Here is a 17,167-nt window from a genome sequence, read left to right on the forward strand (position 1 = left end):
AACCAGGTCGGCCGAAGAGACCGCTCATGATCGCGTGAAACACGTGCTCACGATCGCCTGAAATGGCTGCTCACAATCAGCGAAATGCGCAATCGGTGTTCGAGAGGATCAACCACGCCCTCGTCATGGCCGATCGCGAGCGCGTTGGCCGCGACGCCAGCCCAACGGCGGCCATCATCGACAGCCAGAGCGTCAAGACCACCGAGGCCGGCGGGCCGCGCGGCTATGACGCCGGAAAGAAGATCAAGGGCCGCAAGCGCCATGCGCTCGTCGACACCGACGGGCGCGCGCTGCTCGTCGAACCCCATCCCGCCGACATTCAGGACCGGGACGGCGGCGGGCCGCTGCTTCAGGTTTCGCGCCCCTTGTTCCCCTTCATCAAACTCGTCTGGGCCGATGGCGGATACAATCACGAGCGGGTCACCGCAGCCTCCAACATCACCGTTGAAATCGTCAGGAAACAGCCCGATCAAGTCGGCTTCGTCGTCCTGCCAAGGCGTTGGGTCGTCGAACGCTTCTTCGCCTGGATCGGCCGCAACAGACGTCTCGCCAAGGACTTCGAGGCGACAATCCAATCCGCCGCCGCCTTCCTCTACGCTGCCTCCGTCATGCTCCTCGTGCGACGACTGGCCAGAGCCTCGTGAGTTTCGAAACCGACTCTAAGGCTGAGAAGGCAAGGAGCTGTCGCATGTCCTCGTAGCTCGCCGAGTACAGAATGTGCCGTCCGTCGCGCCATGAGCGCAGAAGTCCCGCGCGCTCCAGCGTCGCGAGATGAAAGCTCATCCTAGTCGGCGGGATGGAGAGAGCTGCGGCGATCGCCCCGGACGCCATGCCGTTCGGCCCGGCCTTTCACCAGCATGCGAAAGGCGGCAGGGCGATCATTATGAGCGAGGGCGGCAAGCGCGGCGACAGCGATGTGGTCCTTCATAGATGGTGGTTCCCCCGTGACGACCGTCCACGGATTCAAGCGCGTTGGCACGGGCTCTGGGGCTCCTATCTCGCGACGGGATTGGATGCCCGAGCCTCGATCAGAAGTGGAAGCGTGAAAAGTCGTCGCAGTATGGAGCAAGTCGCTGACGTGCTCTGTGAAATTCCCGAGCGGACTTCTACCGTCCCTCTCGGTGAATTAGGGCGGTAATTCCAGGGAAGAAAAAATGCAGAAACTACCCGGCAAAAAGGCTCAAGCAGTCTATCGACATGAAGCCGACGGGATCACCAACTAAAACATATTCGACATCCGCTGGAATAACGCAGAAACCGTCGGCGGCGGCGAGCGGCATCAGCCGGGCCGAGCCGCCGCGCCCCAGCGTCTCGACGATGATGGTCCCGTCGCGGTCCCGCCCCGTAATGCAAGCGGGAGCGAACTCGATCCGGCCCGGCGTGACACGGCGCTCGAACCCGGCCATCGCCGGCAACTCGCTCAAAGCTGGCGCTGGCATGCCGGCCAGTGCCGCCACAACCTGTCGGCCGATCATCATGGCGCCAACCAGCGCGGCCTGCGGGTTGCCCGGCAGGCCAAGTATGGCGGCATTGCCGATGCGGCCGAAGGCGAGCGGCTTTCCGGGCTTCATGCCGATCTTGAGAGGGGTCAGGAAGCCGCCGACGGCTTCAACTGACCTGCGGACGAGGTCCTCCTCGCCGACGGAGACGCCGCCCGAGGTGACGACGAGATCGGCTTTCGCGGCAGCGTCCCGGACCGCACCCGCGATCCCCGCGGCATCGTCGGGGATAATCCCGGCATCGATCGTCTCGATGGCCGGATGATCGAGCATCGCCAGCAGCATGACGCGGTTGGAATCGTAGATCGCCCCCTCGCTCAAGGTCTCGCCTGGCGCCCGCAACTCGGTGCCGGTTGAGAGGACGGCGACTCGCAAGCGCCGCGTAACCGTGACACGCGAAAGGCCGGACGCCGCAAGCAGCGCCAGGTGCCTGGCATCGATCACGGTGTCGACCGGCAACAGATCGGCGCCTGCTGGCACGTCCTCGCCCGCGAGGCGGATATTGTCACCGGCCCGATAGCGGCGGAGGGGCATGACGACGCCGTCCGAGACCTCGGCATGCTCCTGCATGACCACGGCGTCGCAGCCGGATGGTATCGCGGCCCCGGTAAAAATGCGAACAGCATCGCCGGGGCGGACTTCATTGCTCATCGGCCGACCCGCCGCGACGCGGCCGACCAACCGGAAACCGGCTCCTTCATCGACCGCAGCGCGCATTGCGAGGGCATAGCCGTCCACTGCCGAATGGTCAAAGGGCGGCAGGCTTCGGGGAGCAGTGATCGTGCCGCGAAGGATTCGCCCTCGTGCCTGGCCGAGAGGAACCGTCTCGACGCCGGCGATCGGCACCAGTGTCGCCAGCACCCGGGCTGCCGCTTCCGCGGGTGTCAGCAGGCGCTTCGCATCCGAACATATATCGGCGCCCGGTTCCTCGGTTCGTGCCATGCTAGCCATCGATTGCCCTGTTGCCACCAAGGAAGGGCGGCTTGCGCCGCCCTTCCTTGGTCAGACCCGGTATTCCTTCGACTTGAAGGTGAGGTGGTCGACCGAGGCGGGCTTGTCCGCCAGCTTCCGGATATTCGCCCAGGTGTTCTTGTAGTTCGGGATGATCAGCTCGTTGACGCCGGCATTGACAACGTTGCCATTCACGCCGCTCGGATAGCCGAACAGCATGAAGGTCTCGCCAGGCCGGGCCGACGGCGTCGGATAGACCATCGCCTGGGTCGAGCCGACATCGTTCCAGACTTCCACGAGGTCACCCTCGACGACCGACAGCTTCGCCATGTCGTCGGGATGCATGTCGATGAACGGATAGGGCCAGCGATCCATGACCATCTCGTTTTCCTTGTCGAGATAGGCCGACTGCCAGACCAGATTGGCCCGGCCATTGTTGATCAGATACGGGTAGCGTGACCGCTGATCCTCCTTGCCCTCGGCCTGCAACCCGGTCCATTCGGCGACGAGGAACAGCGCCCTGCCATCATCCGTGCCGAACTTTCCGTCCGCGTAGAGCCGCTTGGTGCCGACAATCTCGCCGTTCTCGAAGCCCGTCGCCGGCTCCTGGAAGCCGTTGGTACCCAGGGCGCGCAGACGGTCGTAGGTGACGTGTTCGCCGCCGGCGGCGTTCTTGCGGTAGCCGTCCTCGAAGACGTCCTCCTCGGTCTTCCAGTCGAAGCCCTGGAACTGGTCGGCATAGGCCTCGTCGCCCATTTCGCGCAGCACCCGCTCCATGTTGTTGGCAAGCCGAGCGGCGATGATCGCGTCGCCCATCGCCTGGCCGGGAGGGTCCATGTACCGCTCGGTGATGCGCATGCGGCGCTCGCCGTTCATCGAGGTCAAGTTGATCTCACCGGCCGTGGCGGCCGGCAGGATGACATGCGCCGCCTCGCCGATGCTGGTCGGGACGATGTCGACGTCCACCACGAACAGCCCGCCATCGTCGATGGCCGCGACGATGGCGTTCACCAGCCCCTCGCGGTCACCGTAGGGGACCGAGTTTATCGCGTCCTTCACCTTGTCGCTGCGCTCCTTGTAGGTGCGCTTGAACTGCATGGCGTTGAGCGTCGTCTTATAGTTGTCGCAGCCCCAGATGTGGTGGACCGCGCCTTCCCCATTGATCAGGAGCTGGTCGACATAGGGGGCCGGCCGGCCGATGAAGCCATCGCTCGGTCGGACATAGCCTTCCTGATGGCCGCCGAGGCGAACGACGCCGCCGCCGGGCCGGCCGACATTGCCGGTCGCCAGGGCAAGGTTCACCAGCGCACCATTGGTGCGGTAGTTGTCGTTGCCCCAGATCAGGCCCTTCTCGTAGGCGAACATCGTGCGCCGACGCGAATTGTCAGCCTTGGGCTGGGCAATCCACTCGGCCGCCTTGCGGATGTCCTCGACCGAAAGGCCTGTGATCTCCGCCGCCTGCTCGAGGCTGGTGCGGTTGCTTTCTACCGCGTCGGCAAAGGTCGTGAGCGGCGCAGGCTGGCCCTTGGTGGAGGGCTTGCGCGGCAGCATCTGGGACTGATCGGCCCCGGACTGCGTCCCCGCCACCGCGGTGTGGGCGTCGATTAATTCCTGGTCTACCCAGCCCTGATCGGCGATGTAGGTGAACATCGCATTGAGCAGCACCATGTCGGTGCCCGCCTTCACTGGAAGATGCAGGACGTTGTCCGCCCCGGCCTCGACCTCGCAGGCGTTGACGCTGACCGTGCGCCGCGGGTCGACGAAGACGATGCGGGCCTGCGGATGCTCCTCGCCGGGGGTCTCGCTGTCCTTGAGGCCCGCAGAGGTGCCGCGCAGGTTGGGGATCCAGTGGTTCAGGAAGTAGTTGGTCTGCGCCTCGAGCGGGTTCGCTCCGACCACGAAGATCGTGTCGGCGAGTTCGGCGTCCTCGTAGCAGTTGTTGAGCTCGCCGACGCCCATGTCGCGGCTGGCATGGACCTCGGAATTGTAGGCCGGGCGGTTGTGCATGCGGATGTTGCGCACCTTCATCGCCTCGAAATACAGCTTGCCGGTGCCCCAGGTGAACTCGTAGCCGCCGCCAGCGCCGCCATGATCGGCGCAGGAGACCACCAATGCGTCCTCGCCGCGATCCTTGACGATCCGCGCCGTCACACGCGCAACGAGGTCGAGCGCATCATCCCAGCTCGTCGGCTGCAACTGGCCGTAGCGCCAGACCAGCGGGTCGGTGAGCCGCTGCTGCTGCGTCTGGCGGGCGCGGCTGTAGCTCATCTCGGCAATGCGGGCCCCGCGCGGCGAGCCGAGGCCGGAATTGACGACGCACTCATGGTCTGGCTTCACCACCAGATGGACGTCGCGGCCGTCCTGCTTGACGACATTGTACATCGAGGGCGCGTACCAGGCGTCCGACTGCGGCGGCTGCTGTAGCGAGAGGTCCTCGCCCATGGCGTTGTCTGCGGCGGCCACGCCACCCTGGTGGTTGATGTCCCAGCTATAGGCCTTGTAGCCGCAGCCGACGATGCAGTAGTGGCAGACCACGGTCTGCACCTTGGCGTCGGCGGGAATGATCGGCAGGCGATCGATCTGTCTCTTGTAAGCCATGTGTTCCTCCCTCAGAGCACGTTCGACAGGCGGCCGTAGAGCAGCTCGTCCACGCCTTCGGCGTAGATCTCGCCGCCTTCGTCGACGCGGAGCATGTATTGCGGCAGGTTCTGGGTCGCCTGGCCCCAGGTCTGCTGCCCGCCCTTTTCGGCGTCGAAGACCGAGTAGTGGCCCGGGCAGTTGAAGGTGCGAGAGTCCGCCGTGTAGGAGAGCGGGAAGCCCTGATGGGGGCAGCTCGTCGTGAAGCCGACGATATCCTGGTCGGGTCCCACACCTTCGGGAACCGCCTTCCCAAGTTTCAGGAGAACGCCCGGAGCATCATCGTCCGGATAGGCCACGTAAAGCGGCTCGTTCTCCGTCAGCTCGCTAATATTGGCGAGACGGTTCGACGGATAGCTGACGCGGGCGAGGCCAATCCCGGCCTGGGCCTGGGCCTGGGCCTGGGCCGGCATCACGGTCGCGGCGGCAGCTCCGGCGGCGGCGACAGCGCCGCCTCTCAGGAACTGGCGCCGACCGATATCAAGCTGCTTGGTGCATCTGCGCATATTGTCCTCCCACACATGTGCAGAAGAGACACAGCAAGCGACGTGCCAAATAGGCGGAGGACGCTCCTGTATGGCTTTGTGAGGGGCCAAGCATCAGCTCCGGCCATGCCGCGTCCGGATTCTCGAACATGTTGCGGCGCCGAAGGTTCAGTATTCCGAACGCAGTCAGTGCGCCGACAACGTTCGGGAAGGGCTACTCACCTCCCGTTAGCCCAAGCCGCCGCATCTTGTCCCAGAGGGTGGTCCGGGAAACTTGCAGGAGGTGCGCCGCGGCGATGACTTGGCCGCTGGTCCGATCGAGGGCGTGCTGGATCGCCCGCCTTTCGGCGGATTCCCTCGTGACGGAAAGTGGCGCCACTTCGATTGAGTGCGCCATATCTGCCATGCCGAGTTCCGGGAACAGGTCACCCGGCATGATCCAGTCGCCCGCAGCGAGCGCGACCGCCCGCTCCACCCGGTTCCGCAATTCTCGAACGTTTCCGGGCCAGGCGTGGGCGAGCGCCGCCTCTTCGGCAAGCGAGCTAATCCCACGCAGCGGCGAATCCGCTTCCTCCGAAAGAGCGTCGAAGAGGCGTTCGAGAAGGCAGGGGATGTCCTCCGGACGTTCGCGCAGGGGCGGGATGTCGAGCGCGACCACGTTGATGCGGTAGTAAAGGTCCTCGCGAAATTGGCCGTCGCGGATGGCTGCGGGCAGATCGCGGTTCGTCGCGGTGACGACGCGCGCCTTAAACGGGATCGCTTGCTCGCCGCCGACTCGAAAGAAGGTCCGTTCGGCCAGGAGCCGCAGGAGCTTGCCTTGGAGTGTGAGCGGCAGTTCGCCGATCTCGTCAAGGAATAGGATTCCCTTGCCGGCGCGCTCCGCGTAGCCCAGGTGGCGGTTCGCCGCACCGCTGAAGGCGCCCTTCTCATGGCCGAAGATCTCGCTCTCGAGGAGATCGCCGGGTATCGCGGCGCAGTTGACGGCCATGAAGGGCTGGGAGGCGGCGCTCGACACCTCATGCAGAAAGCGGGCACAGACCTCCTTGCCGACGCCAGTTTCCCCGGTGATCAGGATGGGAGGGCTGCGGTCGGCGAGGCGGCGCAGCAGTGTTTCCACTCGGAGCATGACTGGTGAGATGCCCAAGACGCCGCTTGCCAGCTCTTCCGAGGGTCGAAGAAGACCCTCGATCCGCGAAAGAAAGCTGCTCATGTCGAAGGGTTTCGTCACGTAGTCGCCTGCCCCCGCTCGCATGAGCCGAACCGCTTGGTCAATCTCGCCATAGGCTGTGATGAAGAGAAATGGTGGCGATGCGTTCCCCGCTGCCGAGCGAAAGACATCCTCGCCCGACATATCGGGCAGGCGGATGTCGCAGATGACAATGTCGGGCTTGGCGCGGGACATCTGAGCCACGGCGCTTGCGCCATCGCGCCACCAGAACACCTCTCCGCCTTCGAGCTCGAGGCGGTGGACCAACGACTCGCCCATAATCGCGTCGTCCTCGACAAGGCCGATGCGACGCTTCGTCAGTTGGCCTTCACGCGACAAGGGCAAGGGGCGGCTCCTGCACGTAGGGGATCTGGAGGCTGACGCGGGCGCCGCCGAAATCGCTTCGGTCGGCCTGGATCGACGCGCCGAGCTCGTTGGCCAGCCGCCGCACGAGCCACAGCCCGAGTCCGGCGCCTGAGTCCATGGGCGAGCGCGCGACCTCCGGCGCCGTCAAGAACGCGGCGGCCGTTGCCGGCAAGCCGGGGCCGCTGTCGTCGACCGTCACCACGAGGCACTCCGGACGAATTTCAGCGGACAGGGAGACGACTGTTCCCGGAGGCGACGCGGCACAGGCGTTCAGCAGGAGATTGAGCACGGCCTGCCGAACGGCGGTCGCCTTGACCGACACCTCGCTGTCGATGTCGCTGGACCAGCGGAGGGTCAAGTCCCGGCGTTCGACTTCCGGTCCCACCAAGAGCCTCAAGTCGTCGATGTCGGTCGGACGCAGCGGCCGGAACTCACCGCCGGCGCGGTAGCTGACCAAGGCCGAGCGAACCACGTCCCGTATCCCGGCAAGGCCCCGCTCCAAGAGATCGAGCGTCCTCATGCGCACCGTGGGGGTCTCACCATGATGCTTCAGCGTGTCCAGCGCGGTGAAGAGGCCGCCGAGCGGGTTGTTGATCTCGTGAGCCATGCCGGAAGCGAGGCGTCCGAGGCTGGCAAGCCTCTCTTCTTCGGCAAGTCGGCTAGCGAGAACCTCGCGCTCCCGAACCGCCGCAACGAGGTTGTTATAGGATCCGAACAGACGCTTCGTTTCGCCTCGGCTCCTTTCGACGGTTCGCTCGGATATCGAGGCGACGCTGCCGCTTGAGCCTTGTCGGAGATGGTCGGTGACGACGCGGATCGGTTGCACCATTCTGTTCACGACGACATAGCCGAAGCCCGCCAGTAGGAGCGTGACGACGGCGTTCGTTGCCAGAAGGGTCGCCAGCACCTCCCGCCGTTCGGCAATGAGAGGGCTTGTGTCGATCACGACGTAGATTGCGCCGATCGTGCGGTCTTGGTAGACGAGGTCCCGCCGCAGGTAAGCCCGTTCGGAATCTTCGTCCGCACGCAAGCCGCCGCCCTGCGGAAAGTCGGCCTCGAACGCTGCCGAAAGAGTCGAGCGCGTCGGCGCCGCCTGCGGGTCGGATGCGGCCAGAACGTTGCCGTTCATCCCCGTCACAACGGTGCCTGTCGGCCGAAGACCGGGATAGAGACCCCGGGCGCGGTCCAGCGTGTCGAACACCTCCCAGACGTCGTCGCGCAGCACGGCGGGGATCAAGGAGGGTGACAAGCCCTCGAGGTAGGCCTCTCCCAATTCACGCAGGTGACGCGCCTGGGTCTCGGCCAGGCGGCTGAGGACGCGTTCCGAGATGACGGCGCTGAGCACGATCATCAGGAGCGAGACAAGCAGCGGGATCCGGAACGTGACCGGCAGTCGGGAGAGCATCGCGAGAGGGCCGCTCATCCCATCCGTCCGAGAAGTGAGACCTTCGCGGCGATCCGGTCGAACATCTCGGGTTGGGCAGGGGCAAACCCGTCGAGGCGGAGCAGTTCCAGGACCTGCTTGCCTTCCGGGTCGCGGTGCATGTCGAGGAGGGCTGCGCCCAGAGCCTTCGTTCGCGGGCTCGATGCTGCGTGGGACGCGCAGGCGACCGGCGGAAACCCGAGCCATTCCGACTTGCGCAGGACGCGTGTCCGATCGGTCAGCGCGGGTTCGATCTCCTGCATCACCTCCCAGACGTAGCCGTCGACGCTCCCGGATTGAGCCAGGCCGGAGGCGACCGCGCGCACCACGTTGCGGTGACCATACGTGAAAAAGGTGCTGGAAAAGAAGCCATCTGACCTGAGACTGTCCTCGGCCAGGAGGGCTGTCGTCGTTAGATAACCCGAATTTGAATCCGGATCTGAAAACGCGTGGATGTCGCCCTTTGTGACCTCCCAGTCGTCCCCGGCCCGGTCTCGGCCGACGATGATATAGGAGCGGTAGAGGGGTTTGCCCTGCCAGAGGGGCACGGCAACAAGCGACAGCGCGTCCCGGTACTGGACATAGGGATAGCCGCAGATCCAAGCGGCGTCGACCTGTCCGGAGACGACCAGCGCGGTGATTTCCTGGTACGTCCGGCGGGTGACGAGGCGCACCGGCGATCCTGTGGCGTCGGAGAGGTAAGCGCTGAGGCGCTCCAGCAACTCGAGGTCTGAGCTGAGGAACACCGGCGTCAGCCCAAAGGAGAGCGGTTCCGAAGCCCGGCCGCGAGCGATGCGAGGGGCGGCCAAAAGCCCGATGGTGCCGCCAAGGGTCGCAAGGAAAGCGCGGCGGCTTCTAGACGGCAGCCGCATCTCATCAGCAGTTACAAATAGACTTGTTCCCGTTTTTCTCATTCCGGCAGGATGAGGCAGGTGTCGGGCGGGGTCAAGGCAAGGTATGGAGGGACGTAGTTGCTGCCGAACATCCCGCTACCGCCGCGATAGCTTCGGTTCTTTTGCTCGCGCTGCCCGCGCGAGGACGATGCAGAGCAGCGCGTTCGCCAAGGCGAGGACGGCAATGAGGTTCAGTCCTGCGTCAGCGCCGCGCTGTTCCATGAAAAGCGCCAAGAGCGGCGGGGCGGCCGCCTGCGCGAGCAGGCTCGGGAGAGCGATGAGGCCCATCAAGGTCGCATAGCCGTTCGGACCAAAGACCTCGAGAGGCACGGCGCCGCAGGCGATCGACATGATTCCAATGCCGGAGCCGTAGAGTACCAAAGCCGCCGCGAACACGGGCTGCTCCATCGAGGCCGCGCCGAGCCCGAGCGCGACGAGGATCGTCGAGACCAGCATGGTGATCGTCGCGGGGAAGCGCCGCCCGACTGCCATTTCGACAATCCGGGCCGCGACCTGCGAGGGGCCCACGAGTGCGCCAAAGCCGACGGCGGCGGTGAGCGTCAGGCCCTTGGCCGGGAGGATGGTCAAGAGGTGCACCGAGATCGTGCCGGAGATGGCGCTGGCGAACGTCACGGTCGCCGCCAGCAGGATCAAGAGCACGCGGTCCGCGGGCGCGCGAGGCGCTCGGGTGGTCGATGGTATCTTCTCCGGAGAGACGGGCGCCGCCTGTCTGGGCATCAGCAGGAGATGCAAGGGAAGCCCGATCAGGAGGTGGACGCTCGCGTAGGTCATGCAAGCGCCCCGCCACCCCAAGCTCGCGTCGAGGTACGCCGTTATCGGCCAGGATAGGGTGCCGATTCCGACGAAGCCGCCGAAGAGCGTCAGCCAGGTGATTAACCGGCGCGCGGAGCCGCCGTAATGGCGCCCGAGGGTGGAGAAGACGGCATCGTAGAGGCCAGCCCCCATAGCGAGGCCCATCAACAACCAGGATCCGACGTAGAGAGGCAGCGAGGTCGAGAGGGACAGCCCGGCGAGACCGGCCGCGAAGAGGCATGAACTCAGGGCGAGGACCGGCCGCCCGCCGCGCTCGTCGATCGCCAGCCCTATGCGCGGCGAGACGAGCCCGGAGGCGACGAGCCCGATCGACAGGCCGCCGATGACCCAAGCGAGCGACCATCCGGTGTCGGCGGCGATGGCTGGGGCGAGAACCGCCAGCAGGTAATATGACGAGCCCCACGCCAGGATCTGTCCGAACCCGAGCGCAGAGACCACGGCATAAGGGGATCTTCCGGTCCCAGCCTCGGCTCCGCGTCCCCGGCTTCCGGGGAAGTCTTCGGTGACGGTCTCGGTCATGAGACCACCGGCAGCCACAGCCAGAGGGCGACCAGCGTGACAAAGAGCACGGGCGGCGTGATGGTCAGCCCGACCCGCATGTACTGGCCCCAGGTGATGGTCTGGCCCTTGGCCGCGAGAACGTGCAGCCAGAGGAGGGTCGCCAGGCTGCCGATCGGCGTGAACTTCGGACCCAGATCGTTGCCGATGACGTTGGCGTAGACCATCAGTTCCTGCGTCAAAGGCGCGACCTCGGCGCGGTCGATGGCTAGCGCTCCCACGAGCGTCGCCGGCATATTGTTCATGATCGAGGCCAGTACCGCGACGACGAAGCCGGTGCCGACGGTGGCGACGAACGTGCCTCGGTCCGCCAGCCAGACGAGGACGCCCGCGGCGATGTCGGTGAGGCCAGCGTTCCCGAGGCCATAGACGACGAGATACATGCCGATCGAGAAGAGGACGATCTGCCAGGGCGCCTCCCGCAGCACCCTGCCGAGCGGCACGACCGCACCGTGCCCGCCCGAGAACCAGCGCCCGGCGATCGCCATCAGGATCAGGGCTGCGGTGCCAGTCACGACGGCGATCGGCACGTCGAAGGGCCCTGTGACGAAGTAGGCAACCAACAGCACGGCGAGCAGTGGCATCGCCGCCCGGAACACCTGGATGTCGCGGATGGCCGAGCGCGGCTCTTCCAGGTCGGCGACGGCGTAGCGACTGGGAATGTCACGGCGGTAGTAGACCCAGAGCACCAGGAGCGTGGCGGCGAGCGAGACGAGGTTTACCGGCACCATCACGGCCGCGTAGCGTCCGAAGGTGATGTCGAAATAGTTCGCCGTGACGATGTTCACGAGGTTGGAGATGACGAGCGGCAGGCTCGTCGTGTCGGCGACGAAGCCGCAGGCAACGATGAAGGCGAGCGCGCCGGCCGGCGGAAAGTTCAGGCGCAGGAGGATCGCCAGAACAATCGGGGTGAGAAGAAGGGCCGCGCCGTCATTGGCGAAGAAGGCCGCGATGACAGCGCCGAGAAGCACGACCAGCGGGAACAGCCGGCGCCCGTTGCCGCCGCCCCAGCGCGCGACGTGCAACGCTGCCCAGGCGAAGAAGCCTGCTTCGTCGAGGATCAGCGAGATGATGATCAGGGCCACGAAGGTGAAGGTCGCGTCCCAGACGATGTCCCACACCACGGCGACATCGCCCCAGTTGACGACACCGGTCAGGAGCGCGATCGCCGCGCCGCCTAGCGCCGACCAGCCGATGCCGAGGCCCCGCGGTTGCCAGATCACGAGGATGAGCGTGGCGACGAAGATCGCGAGGGCGAGCATGACGTGTCCGGAAGCTGCTCTCGCCCGTCGACGCGTCGTGGCCGGCCGGATGAGAGGGGAATGACGAGGGCGGCGGGGGCCCGGAGCGGGCGGGTCAGATCGAGCGCTGATTGACGCGCTTGGATAGTTCCTCCGCGCTCTCCAAGCGCTCCGAGTAGCGGTTGGTCAGGTAGGCCGAGCGGCCGCGGGTCAGATGCGTGAACTTCACCAGCTCCTCGCACACGTCGATGATGCGGCCATAAAGGGGTGACGGCTTCATGCGGCCCGCTTCATCGAACTCCAGGAAGGCTTTGGGCACGGAGGACTGATTGGGGATCGTCACCATTCGCATCCAGCGTCCGAGAATGCGCATCTGGTTGACGGCGTTGAAGCTCTGCGAGCCGCCGGAGACCTCCATCACCGCCAGCGTCTTGCCCTGCGTTGGCCGCGTGGCGCCGAGGCTAAGCGGAATCCAGTCGATCTGCGCCTTCATGATGCCGGTCATCGCGCCGTGGCGCTCCGGGCTGACCCAGACCATCCCCTCCGACCATTCGGCAAGGTCGCGCAGTTCCTTGACCTTCGGGTGGTCCGGTTCGGCGCCGTCGGGCAGCGGCAGGCCGCGGGGATCGAAGGTGCGCACCTCGCAGCCGAATCAGCGCAGGAGGCGCGAGGCCTCCTCCGAGACGAGGCGCGAGTAGGAGCGCTCGCGGATCGAGCCGTAGAGGACGAGGATGCGCGGCGGGTGCGAGGGGGAGCCGGATCCGGCCAGCGCGGCCACGTCGATGGCCCGAAGTTGTGCCAGGTCGACGTTCGGCAGGTTCATTGAAAGCGGCTCGGTCATGACGCCGGCTGGTCTGCATGTACGACCTCTCCGTCCTCCTTGGTAAAGGTGGAAGGAGGGTTGTCGAGGAGGCTGAGGACCTCATCAGACGGCCGGCAGAGCTTTGCGCCCTTGTCCGTCACGACGATCGGTCGGTTGATCAGGATCGGGTGCGCCATCATCGCGTCGACGAGCTGCTCTTCCGTGAGCGACGGGTCATCGAGGCCCAAGTCGGCATAGGGCGTTCCCTTCTGGCGCAGGAGATCGCGCGCGGAGATACCCATCTCCGCTACGAGCTCCTGCAAGCACTCGCGGCTGGGCGGCGTCTTCAAATACTCGATAACCTCCGGCTCCTCCCCGGACTGGCGGATCATTACCAATGTGTTGCGCGAGGTTCCGCAGGCCGGATTGTGGTAGATCGTGATTGTCATTCAGGAACTCCTTCAAGCCACGTCGGATCGGGGCGAGGACGCTCCGTCGAGCTGGCCGATCTCCCGCACCCGGGCGGTGAGGCCTGTCCTCTCAAGGCTTTCAAAGGGGAGGGCCGTGAAGACCTGGATCCGGTTCTTCAGGTAGGTCATGGCGCGTACGAAGGCCGCCCGCCGCTCCATCGGTGAACCCTCGACCGCCGCAGGATCTTCGATGCCCCAATGCCCTGTGATGGGTTGACCCGGCCACGCCGGGCAGCTCTCTCCCGCAGCTTGGTCGCAGACGGTGAAGACGAAATCCATCTTCGGCGCACCGGGACGGGCGAACTCATCCCACGACTTCGATCGCAACCCCTCGTTGGGATAGCCGACATCTCGCAGCAGTTCGAGCGTCAGTGGATTGATGTCGGGCTTGGGGTAGCTTCCGGCGGAGAAGGCGCTGAAGCGACCGGAGCCGTCTGCTCGCAAGATGCTCTCCGCGATGATCGATCGGGCGGAGTTGCCCGTGCACAGGAACAGAACGTTAAAAGGGGCACTCATCGGCATGTCTCCGGAAGGCAGAGTGAGTTCGAGGCGATCAGCTCACCGCAGATCTCGGGATGTCCGCCGCAGCAATCTTCGGTGAGGAAGGCGAGGAGCTGGCGCATGTCGTTGTAGCTGGCGGCGTAAAGGATACGGCGCCCGTCGCGCCATGAGCGCAGCAGGCCGGAGCGCTCCAGCGTCGCCAGATGGAAGCTCATGCGCGTCGGCGGGATGGAGAGCTGCTCCGCGATCTCGCCGGACGGCATGCCGTTCGGCCCGGCCTTCACCAGCATCCGAAACGCGGCGAGACGGTCATGATGGGCAAGGGCGGAGAGGGCGCTTACGGCTGAGTGATCGTTCATGCCCCGAATATTGCGAATATGCTTGTAGGTTGCAAGAGCTAGATCTGGGGAGGTCGATCATTCCGCGCTTGCTTCAAAAGCGCGGCGCCTGAAGGCCAGAGGAGGATATGCTGGTCTTCATGACCGCCTTCAACGAGCTGACCGTCTCTGCGCTGCTCTGGTCGAGCGGCGTCGAAACTGTCGGCGTCATGAATTTCTCGCTGCAGTACGAAGGCAACTCCCCCGCCGCAGCGGCCGTCTCGACCCTGTCGCTCGCTGTCGTCCTCGGGCTCGCCCTGCTTGTGACCGGCTCGGGCGCCATCTGCCGCGCGGCACGCTTCCGTGGCGGATGTGACGATCTTGTCGGAAGCAGGTGGGATTGACGAACCTTTCGCGACGCTGCTGACCCTTCGCGCCGAATCCAGGAGCTGCCGTGAGAAAAAGGCCGCTCAGCGAGACTGAGCGGCCCAGGTCTAGGGAGGAAATGCCCAAAGAGGGCAACGCCATCTAATTCCTGTTGCATTGCAGAACAATGACGAGGCGGCTGGCTGGCGACCCTTTGGTAGCTCTACGCGGGGAGGATAGTCGCGTCGAAGAAATCGACTTTCTTCGCCACTAGCGAGGGCGACAAACTCCGCCTCGAGCATGCGCGCGGGCACCTTCATCATGCAGTCACGACCTTGGCTCAGGGTCATGCGACTCGCTGCTCGGGAAAGCCGCACATGGATCGACGACTCCCCATTGCCACCCTGATCGTGGTTGCATTCATGGGATCTGCCTATGCCCAATCCGGCTCGTCGCAGCCGGGCGCCGAGACGCTGACGGTTGCTGCCTGGAACCTCGAACATCTGACCGAGCAGTCCGGCACGGGGTGCAAGGCGCGATCCGAAGCGGATTATGAGGAGCTGCGTCAGTATGCCGAGGCGCTCGACGCCGACGTCATCGCCTTCCAGGAGGTCGAGAATGAGGCGGCCGCAGCACGCGTTCTTCCGGCCGATGACTACGTCATCGTCATTGAACAACGCCAGGGCTCAGACCGTCGGACGGAATGCTTCGACGCCGACGGCCAGTATCTTGTCCGCCAGGCAGTCGGCTTCGCAATCCGTCGCGATCTCCCGCTCGACCGCAACCCCGATTTGACTGCGCTGCAGCTCGGCGATCGAGACCTCAGGTCTGCGGTCGACATCACGCTCCGGCCAGAAAATGGCCAGCCGTTGCGCCTGCTCTCGGTGCATCTGAAAAGTGGGTGTGCGCGTGGTGAAAGCGGGCGTGATTGCGAGATCCTGCTCCAACAACAGCCCGCCCTGATCGACTGGATCCGGGCGCGTGAACGCGAGAAGTCGGCCTATGCGCTGCTGGGGGATTTCAACCGGAACCTTGATCTCCAGGGGGATCGAGTTTGGGCGGAGCTCACAGAAGCGAACGAGCTTGACCTTGCTGTCCGGCGTCAGCACCAATGAGACAGAATTGGGCTAATTGAGAGAGGAGGTTTTCTGGTTCATCGTAGCCTTTCAAAGGAACGACGATGAGACAGAAAATGGAAGCGACGAAGCCATCGGCGGAGAAGGTCATCAAGGACATTCGCCGGATCACCCGCAAGCAGTATGGCGCGGAGGAGAAGATCCGCATCGTGCTGGACGGACTGCGTGGTGAGGAGTCGATCGCGGCTCTGTGCCGTCGGGAAGGCATCGCCGAGAGCCTGTATTACAATTGGTCGAAGGAGTTCCTGGAAGCCGGCAAAAAGCGGCTGGCGGGTGACACGGCGCGTGCTGCCACCACCGACGAGGTCAAGGTGCTGCGTCGCGAGACGCGTGATCTGAAGGAGGTCGTCGCCGAACAGGCGCTGGAACTGCGGCTGCTTAAAAAAAGCATGATCGCGGATGGGGGCGACGACGAATGAGATACCCCGCATCCGAGAAGCTCGAGATCATCCAGATCGTCGGGCGATCCCACTTGCCGGCGCGTCGCACACTGGAAAAGCTCGGCATCCCGCGCGCCACCTTCCATCGATGGTATGATCGCTTCCTGACCGGTGGCGTCGAAGCGCTCGATGATCGCAGGCCAAGACCCGGCCGGGTCTGGAACCGCATTCCCGACGACGTGCGGGAACGGATAGTCGAACTCGCCCTGGACAAGCCGGAGCTCAGCCCACGGGAACTGGCGGTGACCTTCACCGACACCGAAGGCTATTTTGTCTCTGAGGCTTCCGTCTATCGGCTGCTCAAGGCGCACGACCTGATCACCAGCCCGGCCTTCATCGTGATCAAGGCCGCCAGCGAGTTCAGGGACAAAACGACGGCGCCCAATCAACTCTGGCAGACCGACTTCACCTATTTGAAGGTCATAGGCTGGGGCTGGTTTTACCTCTCCACCATCCTCGACGACTTCTCCCGCTACATCATCGCCTGGAAGCTGTGCACCACCATGCGTGCCGAGGACGTCACCGACACGCTGAACCTGGCGCTCACAGCATCGGGCTGCGATCGGGCAACCGTGCGTCAGCGGCCGCGCCTGCTTTCCGATAACGGCCCGTGCTACATCGCCGGCGAGCTGGCCGATTGGCTGCGGGATCGGGAAATGGACCACACCCGTGGTGCGCCCAACCATCCCCAGACCCAGGGCAAGATCGAGCGCTGGCACCAAACGCTCAAGAACCGCATCCTGCTCGAAAACTACTTCTTCCCGGGCGATCTCGAAGCCCAGATCGCCGCCTTCGTCGAGCGCTACAACCATCGCCGCTATCATGAGAGCCTCGACAATCTCACACCCGCCGACGTCTACTTCGGGCGCGGCCAAACCATCCTGTTGCAACGAGAAAGGATCAAGCGAAAGACCATCGAACAGCGACGCTTGCAGCACCGCAAGGCCGCAGCCTAACATTACAGTTGCGTCTTTCGACGAGTTCTGAATCCATGGGCGACCATGATTCGGAGGTCATGGATGATGGGCGCATCGATCGAGA

The 17,167-nt window shown here is 64.7% G+C and carries 15 protein-coding genes and 2 pseudogenes; 4 read left to right on the plus strand and 13 right to left on the minus strand.

Annotated features, from left to right (window positions below; all coding sequences use genetic code 11):
- Positions 1-95: 95 nt before the first annotated feature.
- Positions 96-644: pseudogene (locus tag VQ044_RS20055) on the plus strand (IS5 family transposase); the annotation flags it as partial.
- Here the strand turns inward: VQ044_RS20055 and VQ044_RS25840 are convergent.
- The 13 genes and pseudogenes from VQ044_RS25840 to VQ044_RS20115 all read right to left on the minus strand — a co-directional run bounded on the left by VQ044_RS25840 (position 607) and on the right by VQ044_RS20115 (position 14,226).
- The gene (locus tag VQ044_RS25840; protein ID WP_327649201.1) at positions 607-831 is read right to left on the minus strand and encodes an ArsR/SmtB family transcription factor; all 225 of its coding nucleotides are present in this window, start codon (positions 829-831) and stop codon (positions 607-609) included. The pseudogene VQ044_RS20055 and the gene VQ044_RS25840 sit on opposite strands and share 38 nt — an antisense overlap.
- Before the next feature lie 332 nt (positions 832-1,163).
- A complete protein-coding gene (locus tag VQ044_RS20060) occupies positions 1,164-2,441 on the minus strand; it encodes a molybdopterin molybdotransferase MoeA (RefSeq protein WP_327649200.1) in 1,278 nt (425 codons plus the stop codon).
- Between the two features lie 60 nt (positions 2,442-2,501).
- Positions 2,502-5,048: an arsenate reductase (azurin) large subunit gene (locus VQ044_RS20065; RefSeq protein ID WP_327649198.1), complete on the minus strand. Its 2,547-nt coding sequence runs from the start codon at positions 5,046-5,048 to the stop codon at positions 2,502-2,504.
- A gap of 11 nt (positions 5,049-5,059) precedes the next feature.
- On the minus strand, positions 5,060-5,593 hold the full coding sequence (locus VQ044_RS20070; RefSeq protein ID WP_327649196.1) for an arsenate reductase (azurin) small subunit: 534 nt from the start codon (positions 5,591-5,593) through the stop codon (positions 5,060-5,062).
- A gap of 193 nt (positions 5,594-5,786) precedes the next feature.
- Positions 5,787-7,124, minus strand: coding sequence for a sigma-54-dependent transcriptional regulator (locus VQ044_RS20075; RefSeq protein WP_327649194.1), 1,338 nt, complete (start codon positions 7,122-7,124; stop codon positions 5,787-5,789).
- The gene (locus tag VQ044_RS20080; protein ID WP_327649192.1) at positions 7,108-8,568 is read right to left on the minus strand and encodes a sensor histidine kinase; all 1,461 of its coding nucleotides are present in this window, start codon (positions 8,566-8,568) and stop codon (positions 7,108-7,110) included. The genes VQ044_RS20075 and VQ044_RS20080 overlap by 17 nt, the downstream gene beginning before the upstream one ends.
- Positions 8,565-9,482, minus strand: coding sequence for a substrate-binding domain-containing protein (locus tag VQ044_RS20085; RefSeq protein WP_327651175.1), 918 nt, complete (start codon positions 9,480-9,482; stop codon positions 8,565-8,567). The genes VQ044_RS20080 and VQ044_RS20085 overlap by 4 nt, the downstream gene beginning before the upstream one ends.
- Positions 9,483-9,557: 75 nt before the next feature.
- Positions 9,558-10,814 carry an MFS transporter gene (locus VQ044_RS20090; protein ID WP_327649188.1) on the minus strand — a complete coding sequence of 419 codons (1,257 nt, stop codon included), beginning with the start codon at positions 10,812-10,814 and terminating at the stop codon, positions 9,558-9,560.
- Positions 10,811-12,115: an arsenic transporter gene (locus VQ044_RS20095; RefSeq protein WP_327649186.1), complete on the minus strand. Its 1,305-nt coding sequence runs from the start codon at positions 12,113-12,115 to the stop codon at positions 10,811-10,813. The genes VQ044_RS20090 and VQ044_RS20095 overlap by 4 nt, the downstream gene beginning before the upstream one ends.
- Positions 12,116-12,209: 94 nt before the next feature.
- Positions 12,210-12,935 (minus strand): annotated as a pseudogene (gene arsH, locus VQ044_RS20100) (arsenical resistance protein ArsH).
- Entirely contained in the window at positions 12,932-13,345 is a 414-nt protein-coding gene (gene arsC, locus VQ044_RS20105) for an arsenate reductase (glutaredoxin) (protein ID WP_327649185.1), read from the minus strand. The pseudogene arsH and the gene arsC overlap by 4 nt, the downstream one beginning before the upstream one ends.
- A gap of 12 nt (positions 13,346-13,357) precedes the next feature.
- Positions 13,358-13,882, minus strand: coding sequence for an arsenate reductase ArsC (locus tag VQ044_RS20110; protein ID WP_327649183.1), 525 nt, complete (start codon positions 13,880-13,882; stop codon positions 13,358-13,360).
- The gene (locus VQ044_RS20115; RefSeq protein ID WP_327649181.1) at positions 13,879-14,226 is read right to left on the minus strand and encodes an ArsR/SmtB family transcription factor; all 348 of its coding nucleotides are present in this window, start codon (positions 14,224-14,226) and stop codon (positions 13,879-13,881) included. Before VQ044_RS20115 ends, VQ044_RS20110 begins: the two co-directional genes overlap by 4 nt.
- A gap of 107 nt (positions 14,227-14,333) precedes the next feature.
- On the opposite strand from VQ044_RS20115, the gene VQ044_RS20120 reads away from it, so the two are divergent.
- From VQ044_RS20120 to VQ044_RS20130, 3 genes are all read left to right on the plus strand, one after another.
- Positions 14,334-14,588 (plus strand): hypothetical protein, encoded by a 255-nt coding sequence (locus VQ044_RS20120; RefSeq protein WP_327651176.1) that lies wholly within the window; start codon positions 14,334-14,336, stop codon positions 14,586-14,588.
- Positions 14,589-14,927: 339 nt separating this feature from the next.
- Entirely contained in the window at positions 14,928-15,665 is a 738-nt protein-coding gene (locus VQ044_RS20125; RefSeq protein ID WP_327649178.1) for an endonuclease/exonuclease/phosphatase family protein, read from the plus strand.
- 65 nt (positions 15,666-15,730) lie between these two features.
- Positions 15,731-17,082 (plus strand): IS3 family transposase gene (locus VQ044_RS20130; RefSeq protein ID WP_327649177.1). Its coding sequence is split into 2 segments (ribosomal slippage): positions 15,731-16,067 and positions 16,067-17,082, totalling 1,353 coding nucleotides; the frame shifts between segments, so codons are not numbered across the junction.
- Positions 17,083-17,167: the final 85 nt, after the last annotated feature.

The sequence above is a fragment of the Aurantimonas sp. C2-5-R2 genome, from assembly GCF_036549495.1.
Classification (GTDB): Bacteria; Pseudomonadota; Alphaproteobacteria; order Rhizobiales; family Rhizobiaceae; genus Aurantimonas; species Aurantimonas coralicida_A.